The 12,685-nt window shown below is 56.2% G+C and carries 6 protein-coding genes; 1 reads left to right on the forward strand and 5 read right to left on the reverse strand.

The genetic code is table 11. The annotated features are described in order from the left end of the window. Positions 1–166 precede the first annotated feature (166 nt). Positions 167–1,024 carry a sugar phosphate isomerase/epimerase family protein gene (locus RW092_RS12995; RefSeq protein WP_316010407.1) on the forward strand — a complete coding sequence of 286 codons (858 nt, stop codon included), beginning with the start codon at positions 167–169 and terminating at the stop codon, positions 1,022–1,024. Positions 1,025–1,688: 664 nt separating this feature from the next. Here RW092_RS12995 and RW092_RS13000 read toward each other — a convergent pair. The 5 genes from RW092_RS13000 to RW092_RS13020 all read right to left on the reverse strand — a co-directional run bounded on the left by RW092_RS13000 (position 1,689) and on the right by RW092_RS13020 (position 12,660). Further along, a complete protein-coding gene (locus tag RW092_RS13000; protein ID WP_316010408.1) occupies positions 1,689–4,424 on the reverse strand; it encodes an alpha-mannosidase in 2,736 nt (911 codons plus the stop codon). A gap of 63 nt (positions 4,425–4,487) precedes the next feature. Continuing rightward, on the reverse strand, positions 4,488–5,486 hold the full coding sequence (locus RW092_RS13005) for a glycoside hydrolase family 130 protein (RefSeq protein ID WP_016313761.1): 999 nt from the start codon (positions 5,484–5,486) through the stop codon (positions 4,488–4,490). A 90-nt stretch (positions 5,487–5,576) separates the two neighbouring features. Continuing rightward, positions 5,577–6,896 carry a glycoside hydrolase family 125 protein gene (locus tag RW092_RS13010; protein ID WP_316010409.1) on the reverse strand — a complete coding sequence of 440 codons (1,320 nt, stop codon included), beginning with the start codon at positions 6,894–6,896 and terminating at the stop codon, positions 5,577–5,579. 338 nt (positions 6,897–7,234) lie between these two features. Further along, the gene (locus tag RW092_RS13015; protein ID WP_316010410.1) at positions 7,235–10,354 is read right to left on the reverse strand and encodes an alpha-mannosidase; all 3,120 of its coding nucleotides are present in this window, start codon (positions 10,352–10,354) and stop codon (positions 7,235–7,237) included. A gap of 5 nt (positions 10,355–10,359) precedes the next feature. Continuing rightward, positions 10,360–12,660, reverse strand: a complete 2,301-nt coding sequence (locus tag RW092_RS13020) for a glycoside hydrolase family 3 N-terminal domain-containing protein (protein ID WP_316010411.1) — start codon at positions 12,658–12,660, stop codon at positions 10,360–10,362. Between the last annotated feature and the right edge of the window lie 25 nt (positions 12,661–12,685).

Consider the following 12,685-nt stretch of genomic DNA (forward strand, 5'->3'; position numbering starts at 1 on the left):
TGGTAGACTGCATAGTATCAGCTCTCCTTTGCTATGTAGCTCTGAAATGGTTTGGGTTAATCACTATCCATTTTAACCTACGAGATGTAGCAATTTGGAGGGCTGTCTTTTGTTTACGTTCATCTTAGCTAGCTTGGAACTATCACTAAAGGAGATGGACCTTTTTATGAAACTGGGAGTCAGTTCATACAGCCTCTATCAAGCGATGCAGGCCGGATCGATGTCGCTGCTGGAAGTCATCGATTGGGTCGCCGAGATCGGCGGCGAGCATATCGAAATTGTGCCGCTGGGCTTTAACTTCAACGATGATCCGGGTCTCATCGAGCAGATCCGTGAGCGGGCGGCGAAGGCTGGTATCGTCGTGTCCAACTACGCGATCGGCGCCAACTTCATCGTCGACTCGGAGGAGGCTTACCGGGCGGAGATCGCCCGCGTCAAACGCGAGGTCGACCATGCCCATGCGCTTGGCGTCAAGCTGATGCGGCACGACGTCGCCTCCCGGCAGGACACCTCGATCGTCCGGTTTCAGGAGGACCTGCCGCGGATCGCGGACGCCTGCCGAGAAATCGCCGACTATGCCGCACAGTATGGCATCACAACCAGCCTGGAAAACCACGGCTATTACGTGCAGGACAGCGACCGGGTGCAAGCGGTAATCCATGCCGTCGACCGGCCAAACTACAAGACGACGCTTGACGTCGGCAACTTCGTTTGCGTTGACGAGAACCCTGTTGTCGCCGTGAAGAAGAACATCAGCTACGTCTCGATGGTTCACGTTAAGGACTTCTACATCCGGCCCGAGAACCGCAACCCCGGCGCCGGCTGGTTCCGCAGCGCAGGCGGCCAGTACCTGCGCGGCGCCATCGCCGGCCAGGGCGATCTCGACCTATGGGAGATCCTGCGCATCGTGAAGTCGTCCGGCTACGACGGCTACCTCTCCATCGAATACGAAGGCATGGAAGACTGCCGCCAAGGCACCCGCATCGCCTTCGACAACGTCCGGCGGATCTGGGACGAAGTATAGGCTATACTCGAACTCAACTCGCCCCCGGACAACAGCGCGGTTGAGTGAAGTGAGGTATACGTTGGTATACCTCACTTTTTTAATAGCTTGTATGAGCTGGATCGAGGAGCCCCTTACTGCATGTGGGCTCTTTTTAATGATTATCCCCTTGAATCAGGTGGGTGACTATCTAGAGACAAGCATATGGCCACTTTCTAACTCACCTACTCCTACCCATGCCATCCCTATTCTGCTTGCGCTTCACTCACCATTTGAATCCCCTTAACTCTTTTCAACTTCTCTATTTCTGAACGAAAGGGATAATCACGTAAAGGAGGCTCGGTGACTACATGGCAGGTCCCTTTGCATGACTATCCCTATTAATCAGGTGGCAACTCAGAGAACCAATCACCACTCCATCCCCCACCTCTCTCTGAACGAAAGGGATAATCACGTAAAGGAGGCTCGGTGACTACATGGCAGGTCCCTTTTGCATGACTATCCCTATTAATCAGGTGGCAACTCAGAGAACCAATAACCACTCCATCCCCCACCTCCCTCTGAACAAAAGGGATAATCACGTAAAGGAGGCTCCAGAGACAAAAAAAGGTTATCCTGCCATTCAAACAGACAATGGCGGGATAACCTTTGTTCTTTTCCGGTACAGGTTCAAGCGCTCCCCTGATTACCGACGAACTCCGATGGTTACGATCTCGCAAGGGCCGGCTAGCAGGGATAGTCCGCCTGCGGCGTTCTTGGCCAGCGGTGCCGCTTCTTCCTCGAGAATCGTTGTTTTATAGAAATGATCGTATGGGATGTTCAAGCCGAGCGTCAGCTCGGATGACTGCTTGCTCATGTTATACCAACGCAACAGCAGGTCGCCGGTCTTCTCGTTCATTTTGAGCGAGGAGAATGCCAGCTCCTGGCCTTCCCATTGGAACGGTGTATACGACGGGGGCAAGTTCCCTTCGTGCATTTCTGTTTGGCTGAGCGTCCACGGAATTTGGAACTGGTAAGCTTCCGTAAACGCGCCGGACGTCATACCGTCGCCGTTATGCGGAATCAGCTCCATCCGGGCGGTGTGCACGCCCAGGCACTGTGCTTCCGGCGTCGGGAACAAGCCCCAGTCCCCGAGCTCGCCCACAGAGCGGAGCAACGTCACGGCGATCGTGTTCCGACCGTCGCGCAGCACTTCGTATTCGTTTAAGCCCAGGTTGGCGACGGTCAAACCGGCTCCTTCACCGCTCACGTCCACGAATGCTTGCTGATGCTGGGTGTTGCTTGGGTTTTCCCACTCCGGTGCCGGTTCAATGCTCCGTTCAGCGATTTCAAACATCGAATCCACTTGATGTACCGTGGCATTCAGATCGGTTGGGAACAGGGCACGGACGCGATGATCCTTCGCCGTGTTATCAATCGTCGTTTCAATATGAACGCCTTTGCCCGCTACCTCCAACGATATGACCGTCCGCAGCTTCAGCGTTGTCAGCTTGCTGCTGCGTTGCGCTTTCCGATAAGGATAGTACACCAGCTCGCGCATCTCTTCGTCCAGCTTCTCATCAGCGGACGCCGGGATCTCCCAGTCGTGGCAGATTTCCACGGAAGCGCGGTACGGTTCGTTCTCAATGACGCGGATTTGTGCAGCCAGTCCTTTGGTGGTCAGCGGCTTTTCGCCTTCCGGCTGTTTGTACATGTACTCGTTCCCGATATCTCCGGTGTCTTCATAGATACCGAGGTCCCGGTACACTTGACCAGTCGACTTATCGGTCAATGTAAAGGATCCGTCTTCCGCAATTTCCACCTTCAGCTTCTCGTTCTCCATGACCCGGTTGCCCGTGAACAACGAGGCCGGCTTTGAAGCAGCTGCCGCCGATTTCCGGCGCACCCACGCGTAAGTGCGCAGACCCAGTGCAGCTACATCAGCGGCCTGGAACGTCAGCTTCACACGGCGGCACATGTACGGCTGGCGGAACTTGTCGTCCGGCAAATCATAGCCGAACAACAGCCCGAGATCCTCGACCGTGCAAGGCACGGTGTTCCCTTGCTCGTCGACCAGCTCGCGGCCCGACAGGTCGACCGCCTTCATGCGGCGGCCGGTCTCCTCGAGACCGAGGCCTTCGCGCAAATACAGCCGGGCCGCGTCCAGCTCAATGGACACGGTGCCCGTGCGGCTCCAGCCGGTCGTATTAAACACGACCAGCGGCAACGGGTCTTCGCCATACTGGGCGAAGACGGAGGTGTTCACCGCATCCGCGATCACCCGCTTGCTGTCGTCGATGAGCGCCTCGGCAACGTGGCGGCTCTTCGCGAAGCGGGTGACCATCTCGCGGTGCACCTCGTCTACGCTGCATCCGCAAATGCTGTCGTGCGGATGGTTTTGCATCAAAGTTTTCCACGCATACGTAAACAGGTGATGCGGGTAATCCTTCCCGAGCAGATTGGCCATGGAGGCAAGCGGCTCGGCGACTTTCTCCAGCAGGGCCTGGCCGACTTGGTTCATCTGCTTCAGATACACTCGCGAGGAGGCTGTGTTCACCAGCGTCCCCCAGCCGTCAGTGCGCTGGCTGCGCAGCTCGCCCTTAACGGTAGACAGCTCGCGGCCTTCCAGTGCTGCTTCCAACTCGCGCAAATAATCCGGGAAGTTCGAATGAACGAACTTCGTGTCCGGGTACAGCTTCTCCGCCGTACGAATTGCTTCCGGCAGGTCCAGCTGCAGCGGCTGATGGTCGCAGCCGTTCATGAACAGCAGCTCGCTGGTAGCAGCGTATTTCTCCGCATCTGCCAGCTTGCGGTCCCAGAACGCCTTCGCTTCCGCTTCATCCACCGGCACCTCGTTACCGTTGGAATACCAGTTGGCGAACAGGATTCCCAGCACCTTGGAGCCGTCCGGACCTTCCCAGATCAGCTCGGAGAAGGAGGACTCATACCCGCCATCGGATACGGTATTGTTGAAGCCGGTCGGCTTCACACCGCGGCCAAAAAACGCGTTGCGAATCCCAGACTGCAGCATCAATTGCGGGATTTGCCCAACGAGGCCGAAGGTGTCCGGGAAGTAGCCGATCTTCGCGGGCACGCCGTATTTCAACGCGTCCTGATGACCAATTTGCATATTGCGAATATTCGCTTCCCCGCTCGTCAGAAATGCATCCTGCAAAATGTACCAAGGTCCGATCAGGATGCGGCCTTCGCGGATGTATTTTTCCAGACGTTCCTTATTCTCTGGTCGTACTTGCAAATAATCTTCGATAATGATCGTTTGACCGTCGAGATAAAAGCTGCGGAACGCTGAGTCTCCGTCCAGCTTATCGAGCAGTGCATCCACCAGCTCAACCAGACGAACGTGATGCTTCTCGTACGGCAAATACCATTCCCGGTCCCAGTGTGTATGGGAGACGATATGGGCCGTTCTTTGCTTGCTCATTTTCTCTAACCTCCCGCTTTCCTCCGTGGTTTATGATCCTATATCCGATACAATTCTGGATGCTTAGGCTTCCGTTTCCAGCGGATATTCTTCCATGTACTTCAGCAGCTCGTCCACGGTAGTGAAGGCCAGACCGGTTACGGTATCCGCACAGCCGTAATAGATCGCGATACGGCCGGTTTCGGCATCCGTCAGAGCGGCGCAAGGGAACGTCACGTTCGGCACGTCGCCAACCAATTCGTACAGCTCTTCTGGGCCGAGGATATAGTTGCGTGAACGCTTTTTGACGATCCAAGGTTTGTCGATGTCCAGCAGGGCGCAGCCCATGCGGTAAACAAAGCCGTTGCAAGTATTGATTACGCCGTGGTAGATCAGCAGCCAGCCTTGGTCGGTTTCGATGGGAACCGGTCCTGGGCCGATTTTTTTCGATTGCCATGCCGAAGCATCCCCGTTAATCGTACCCATTACATAGCGGTGTTTGCCCCAGAAAGTCAGATCCGGGCTTTCGCTGTAGAAAATATCGCCAAATGGCGTATGACCTGTGTCACTTGGGCGGCTAAGCATCGCGTAGCGTTCACCGATCTTGCGCGGAAACAACACGCCATTACGGTTGTACGGCAAGAAGGCATTTTCCAGTTGATGGAACGTCTTGAAGTCGGTTGTGTACGCAATCCCGATCGTTGGGCCATGATAGCCGTTACACCAGGTGATGTAGTAGCGGTCGCCGATTTTGCAGACGCGCGGATCGTAGCGGTATTCCCGTTTCGTTACTTCCTCGTCGCCTTCGAATTGAATCGGCTCGTGGTTGATTTTCCAGTTGATGCCGTCGTCACTGAATCCTGCAAAAATATCCATGCTCACCGAACGCGAATCGCAACGGAATACGCCGGCAAATCCGCCTTCAAAAGGCACAACCGCGGAGTTAAACACGCTGTTGGAGTTCGGAATCGCATGACGCTGGATGATTGGGTTTTGGGAGTAACGCCATACCGGGGCGTTCGAGCCGACCGGTTTGTCTTGCCAAGGGATATTTTTGAGAGGTTCGCCGATAATTTTGCTCATGGTCAAGTCTCCTTTAACATATGTGGGATATGAATGAGGGGCGCGTCCGCATCCTCATGGATACTTCGGCGCCGCTTGCAAATTGAAGTCTTACAAAATACCTTCCTGCATCGCTTTGTACACCAGTTGCGAGAACAAGCTGTTCGACCAAGCAAACCATTTGCGTGTAAACGTGTTTGGATCGTCGGCGTGGAAGCCTTCATGCATGTAGCCGGTTCCGGCGTCGGTCGACTCCAGCATTGCGATCATTTCCAGCTTCTCTTCCTTCGTTTGCGCGGTGAGACCCTGCATCGACAAGGCCATATGCCAGATGTAATTCTCTGGGGTATGCGGGCTGCCGATACCTTTGGCTGCTTTGCCTTCGAAGTAGAACGGATTTTCCTTGCTCAGGGCAAAACGCCGTGTATTTTGATAAATCGGATCGTCTGCGCTCACGTAGCCCAGGTAAGGAATGGACATCAGGCCCGGCGTACCGGCGTCGTCCATCAAGCAATAGTTGCCAAAGCCGTCGGTTTCGTAGGCATAAATCGGACCAAATTCCGGATGGCGGTAGATCCCGTACAGCTTAATGCCGTGGTCCACCTCGAACTCCAGCTCCTTCAGTTCGGCCAGGAAGTCCATGTCGCGGAAGACCCACTCGACAAATTCCTGCATTTGACGCAGCGCCACAACCGCAAACATGTTGCCCGGAATATTGTAATGGAAATCGCAGGCATCGTCGCTGGAACGGAAGCCCGACCAGATCATGCCCGTATAGTTCACCGGCATGCCCATACCGTTGTTCCGCAAGGAATCGGTTGGAATCCCGTTGTTGCGGGTAAAGCGGTAAGGCGATTTCTCGAAGTGATGCTGCTCGGTTTTGAACAATTCGTAGATTTTCCGCATCGCGGATTTAAAGCCGGCATCAAAAATATCGGTCTGCTCCGTTTCCTTCCAATACGTGTAGGCCAGACGGACTACGAAGCACAAGGAGTCGATTTCAAATTTGCGCTCCCATACCCATGGGGACATCTCGGTCTCGTCTGTTGTGTTCCAGTGCCAATCGTTGGCCGACTCGTTAAATGCGTTAGCATACGGATCGATGTGAACATAATGAATATGACGTTTGATCAGTCCGCTGATGATCCGCTGCAAATCGGGATCGTTCTTGGCAAACGGCACATAGTGGATCACTTGCTCCACGGAATCGCGCAGCCAAGAGGCTGGGATGTCACCAGTGATGACGAAGGTTGTTCCATCGTCCATCAGCTTGGTTGTCGTCTCAAGTGTGTTCGGAAAACAATTCTTGAACAGCTGCAGCAATTTCGGACGATGCGCCAGTTTCGTTTCCGCCTCGGCCAGCACATCCTTAATGGATTGCGGCAATTCCAGCGGCGGCATCGGGATTTTCGGGAGTCTAAATTGTTCCATGCGCTTGTCTTCTCGCTCCTTTACAGGTCATTTCATTAGGCTTCGGTTTGTTTCTATGATGATCTTGAGGGCGGTGGGGTCGGCGGACGGCACAGCAATCTGAAAATTAATGGTAAATCCTGCTGTTAATTTGCTGATATTCCGTTAGTCCATTGATTTAACGGTAAATCTTGCTGTTAAATTAGTCGGATTGCATCAAATCGGCGGATATTCGCTAATTTAACGGTAGAAATTCCAGTTAACTTGCACCGAACCTCGGGAAATGGCGAAATTAACAGTACTTTTTCCAGTTAATCTCCTTCCACTGCGTCTTACGCCGCCCCAAATCGCCCGATATCTTACTTCAACTTCAGCGTCTTAATTTCATACGGGGCAAAATCGAGCTCGATCCGTCCGCCGTCTGCCAGCGTGATCGGCTCCAGCTCCCGCTCCAGCGCGTCGGATTGGAAAGCCGCTGAAACCGGCTCATTCCAATGTAACGCTACGCGTTCGCGGCCGCCGGCCGATTCGTACAGGCGCAGGATCACGCCATCGCCGTCCTCAGCTGGCTTCACTGTGTCGAGCACTACGTGCTCGCCCGTGAACCCGAGCAGCGCCCCGGTGGAAGGCAGCGTGCCTTCATGCGTTTCGGCCGCCCATACGGCCGGCGCGTGGTTCAACTCGGCTGCCGCGCGCACGGTGTGCGCGGTCTGCCAGTCGCCTTGGTGCGGGTACAGCGAATACGTAAATTCATGCTCGCCCAGATCGGCGGTCACGTCCGGCCATTTCGGCGCCCGCAACAGCGACAGACGCATCGTGCTGCCCTGGATGTCGTAGCCGTACTTGCAGTCGTTCAGCAGGCTGACGCCGTAACCGCGTTCGGAAACGTCGGCGAACCGGTGGCCGCACACTTCAAATTGTGCCTGCTCCCAGCTCGTGTTGCGATGGGTTGGACGTTCCAGTGCTCCGAACGGAATTTCGTAAGTCGCTTTGTCCGTAACGACATCGATCGGGAATCCCACCTTCAGCAGCTTGTGCGCTTCGTTCCAATTCACCTTCGTTTGGAAATCGATCCGCTTGTGATGATGGTACAGAATCAGATCCTGTGTGATTTCCGATTGACCGATGCTCCAGCGGAAGCGCAGCACATCTTGGACCGGCCCGCTTGCAACCAGACCGCTCTCCAGCAATACTGCTTCACCGGCTGGCTGCTGTTCATAGCGCGGGTCAATGTCCCACGCATCCCAAAGCGTCGGACGGTCGTGATAGAAGTGGAAGCGGTTGGCGCTTTCTCCAGCTTTCACGATCTCCCGTCCAGCTTCCTTATCCCACAGGCTGACGATCTCGCCGCGTTCGTTAAATTTCAGGCGGTAGAACTCCGTTTCCCATTCGCCTTGGAACGCTCGGCTTCCGTCTCGGGAGCCCGCCTTCGTACCGGCAACAGCTCCCGCTTCGTTCCGCAGCCAAATCGTCTTGTACCCAAACGCCGGCACCTCCGGTACGCGGACCCAAGCTGCAGTCTCTCCGCCAAGATCTGTCCGCACGTCCAGCTCAAGCCGTGCGCCTTGCTCGTCGTATGCCGCCACGCCGCTCCGATCAGCTTGATCCGGCAGGGACACGATTACATCGCGCGTCCAACCCAAGCTGTTAAAGACGATGTACGGCGTGCCTTCGCCCGCGGTTGATACCCGTTCTGCCAATGTCGTCAGGCCTTGGCGCAGTCCGGCATTCCCCTTCTCAAAAATCTCTCCATATTCTTTCGTCGATGTCTCGTACGCTTCGGTGATCGCCGAACCCGGAATGATGTCGTGGAACTGGTTCAACAGAATCAGCTTCCAGCCCTCCTGCAGCGTGCTTTGCGCCTCGCGTTGCTGATCCTTCGGCATTGCCGGAGCAGCCAAGGCGTTCCACAGCTCCGCCTCGCGATACAGGATCTCCGCTTTGCGATTGCTGCGCTTGTTGCGCCCGTGGGTCGTATACGTTCCCCGGTGCAATTCCAGGTACAGGTCGCCATGCCATGCCGGTAACTTCGGCTGCGCGGCCTCGATTCCCGCGAAGAACTCCGACGCCGTGCTATATTCACTCGCTGGTTGACCTACCATCAGCTCGCCGCGGTGAATGTATTCCAGCATTTCACGGGTCACCCCGCCGCCGCCGTCGCCGTGTCCGTAGAGCAGCATTTGCTCGGGATGAACGGCTTTTTGGCGATACGATTGCCAGTGATCATGAACGTCCTTCGGCAACGTATTTTCGTTGACCCCGTGGTTCAAATACGACAGCATTGGCGTACCGTCGATACCAACCCAATGGAACAGGTCGTACGGGAATACGTTGGTATCGTTCCAACCGAGCTTGGTCGTCATAAAGTAGCGAATCCCGCCGTGCTTCAAAATTTGCGGCAAAGAGGCGCAGTAACCAAACGTGTCCGGCAGCCATTCAATCTCCGAGGTAAAGCCGAACTCTTCCTGATAAAACCGTTGCCCGTACAGCATCTGCCGCATCAGCGATTCGCCGCTCGGCAAGTTCAAATCCGGCTCAACCCACATGCCGCCAACCAGTTCCCAGCGTCCTTCCTTAATCCGCGCCTTCACCCGTTCGTACAACTCGGGGTCGTTCTCCTTCAAGAAGGCGAACAGCAGCGGCTGGCTCTGCGTGTAACGGTATTCCGGGTATTCGCGCATCAGCGCATCTACCGTCGAGAACGTCCGGCTTGTCTTGCGTACCGTCTCCCGCACTGGCCACAGCCAAGCGATGTCGATATGGGACTGACCGACCATGTGGATCAGGCCTTCAGCGTTGCCGCCGATTGCCTTCACCCGCTCGGTGAGCTTCTGTTCCAGCCCAGTAATCGCTCCGCCCTCGCGAATCGCTTCCGCATCCAGCGCCACGAAGCCGTCCATGGCGGCATACAGCGCCTCGATCAAGCGGGTGCGCCGAAAATCTTGCTCTGGCAACAATACCGCAGCATCGCGGACAACTGTTGCCGTATACATCAAGCTTTGCACCGGCCGGTTCACCAGCACCAGACGGCTGTCGATCCGCGAGATCGGCGGCTGAATCACCGCTTGTTGATTGAGCGGATCCACCGGTTCCGGGATCGGGTCATACAGCTCGATCTCCAGCGAGAGCGGGCCTTGGCCTTGCTCTTGCGGAAGCGTCACGAACGTATGGTTCCGGTCCAGCCCCTGAGCTGATTTGCCGTTAATGCGCAGCAACCCTTCACCGCCGGAGGCAAAGATAAGACCCACTTGGCCACCGCGCCATTCTTCCGGAATCTCCAGCTGAGTACGGAAGAAATACGTGGTTCCCTGTGTACTCGGGAAGCGTTCGAAGGCTTGTCCTTCCGCATATTCGGTTTCCTTCGTGTAACTGCCGGGAACCTGGTACACGGAAGAGGTGATCTCCCACCCACGCAACTGGATTTGATCCAGCCACTGGGCTTCCGAGAGTTCCCGGATAAAACGTCTGATGCGTTCCATATCGATTAATCCTCCCGCACAAAGAGTTTGGCGCTCAGCGTATCATTGACATTCTTGCCGACGTGCACCCGGAATTCGCCCGGTTCCACAACCGGCTTATAATTCTGGCCGATGTATTGCAGTTGCTCTGGACCAACCGTAAATTCCACGGTCTGGGTTTCGCCCGGTTGCAGGAATATTTTGCGGAAGCCTTTCAGCTCCTTCGCCGGCCGGGTTACCTTACTTGCCACATCGGTAATATACAGTTGAACGACTTCTGCCCCCGCACGTTCGCCGGTGTTCGTCACTTCAACCGTCACCTTCGTTGAGCCGTCTTTATGAATCGTATCGGACTCCAACGCTATATTGTTATAAGTAAATTCAGTATAGCTCAGCCCGTATCCAAACGGATAGCGCGGCTGCGAATCGCCTTCCAGATACCGTTTGCCCCGCGAACGCTTGCCGTGGTAGTAAACGGGCACCTGTCCAACATGCTTCGGAATCGAGATGGTGAGACGTCCCGAAGGATTCACATCGCCAAAGAGGATGTCAGCGATCGCATGCCCGCCTTCTTGGCCCGGATACCAAGCCTCGAGAATGGCATCGGCGTGCTCGTCGATCCAAGGCTCAGCAATTGGCCGTCCGTTGATATATACCACCACAAGCGGTTTACCCAATTTATGAATCTCTTGAATCAGCTCCAGCTGTACGCCGGATAAGTTGAGGTTCATGCGGTCAATGCCTTCACCGCAATCCATGTCGCTCTCCGCATTGTCGGTCACTTTGGAAGCCCCGGTGCGCAGATCGATGGTCCCCTCGCCAAAATCCCGTGCGCTGGAGCCGCCAACGACCATCACCACCGTATCCGCCTTCGCCGCGCAAGACAACGCCACGTCAAAACCTTCCCGGGAATGGCCGTTGATCCGGCAGCCCGGTGCATACAGCACCCGTTCCGGCGTATTCGCCAGCTTGCTGCGGATTCCGCCGAGTACGGTTGTCACTTTGGACTTCGGCTGCGGCGAAGTGTAGTCGCCCAGCTGGTTGTAGCCCACATCGGCGTTTGGCCCGATGACGGCGATCGTACCGGCGTCTGCCGACAACGGCAACACGCCATCTTTGTTCTTGAGCAGCACAACGCCTTCGCTGGCTAACTTCCGGGCCAGCTCCACATGTTCCGTGCTGCCAATGACCTGCTCGGCCCGCTCGGGGTCAGCGTACGGACGTTCAAACAGCCCGAGGCGGAATTTCAGCGTCAATACGCGGCGTACCGCGCGATCGAGCACTTCCTCCTCCAGCTGTCCCGACCGTACCGCCTCCACCAGATGCTTGCCGAACATCACGCCGGACATCTCCATATCGATGCCCGCGCGGATCGCTTGGATCGCCGCGTCCCGCCCGTCCTCTGCCACATCGTGGCCGGAGGCAAGCATGTCGATCGCGCCGCAGTCGGTGATGACCATGCCGTCAAAACCCCACTCGCCGCGAAGGATATCGTCCAACATTTCCTCGTTGGTCGTACAAGGCACACCGTCGATCTCGTTGTAGGCCGGCATAATCGAAGCCGCACCGGCTTCTACCGCCTTGCGGAACGGCAGCAGGTCGACCTCCAGCAGTTCGCGCCGTCCCATATGGACCGGTCCGGCATTTCGGCCGCCCTCGGAGCTGCCGTAGCCGACGAAGTGCTTGAGCGTAGCCGCTACGCTGTCCTCTCCGTCCAAGTTCTCCCCTTGCAAGCCTTCGACCGAAGCCACGGCCATTTCGCTGATCAAATAAGCGTCTTCGCCAAAGCATTCTTCGGTCCGGCCCCAGCGGGGATCACGCACAACATCGAGGACCGGAGAATACGTGACTGCGCCGCCTTGGGCGCGCGTCTCGCGGGCCACCGCTCGGCACATCTCGCGATACAGCTCCACGTTCCAGGTGCTGCCGAGCGACAACGGCACCGGGAACACCGTGGCCCCGATGGCCATATGGCCGTGCGAGCACTCTTCCCCGATCAGGATCGGGATGCCGAGACGGGAGTTCTCAATCGCATAACGCTGGATGGCGTTCACGGCCTCCGCACCTTCACGCGGCGACAAGCCGGTTTCCAGCGTCACGCCCGTCCACGGATCCGCGCGCAGCACGCCGTATAGCGAACCGACGCCACCGTTTTTCACCTGCTCCTTAAACGCTTCGGTCAGCTTGATCTCTCCATCTTTATGCTCATAGGTCTGCCAGCCGAAAGGCTGGACCAGCTGGCCGGCCTTTTCTTCCAATGTCATCAGCCCGAGCAAATGCTCTACTCGTTCCGGGATGGGCTTCGAGCTGTCTTTGTATAGCAACATCTCCACCTCGTTCCTTTCATTTTCT

Source organism: Paenibacillus sp. 3LSP (assembly GCF_032465655.1).
Classification (GTDB): Bacteria; Bacillota; Bacilli; order Paenibacillales; family Paenibacillaceae; genus Fontibacillus; species Fontibacillus barengoltzii.

What these genes read in the sequence shown, in the direction of transcription:
- RW092_RS13000 (WP_316010408.1), bottom strand. Translation starts at nt 4,424, where the DNA reads ATGAGCAAGCAAAGAACGGCCCATATCGTCTCCCATACACACTGGGAC.
- RW092_RS12995 (WP_316010407.1), top strand. Translation starts at nt 167, where the DNA reads ATGAAACTGGGAGTCAGTTCATACAGCCTCTATCAAGCGATGCAGGCC.
- RW092_RS13010 (WP_316010409.1), bottom strand. Translation starts at nt 6,896, where the DNA reads ATGGAACAATTTAGACTCCCGAAAATCCCGATGCCGCCGCTGGAATTG.
- RW092_RS13005 (WP_016313761.1), bottom strand. Translation starts at nt 5,486, where the DNA reads ATGAGCAAAATTATCGGCGAACCTCTCAAAAATATCCCTTGGCAAGAC.
- RW092_RS13015 (WP_316010410.1), bottom strand. Translation starts at nt 10,354, where the DNA reads ATGGAACGCATCAGACGTTTTATCCGGGAACTCTCGGAAGCCCAGTGG.
- RW092_RS13020 (WP_316010411.1), bottom strand. Translation starts at nt 12,660, where the DNA reads ATGTTGCTATACAAAGACAGCTCGAAGCCCATCCCGGAACGAGTAGAG.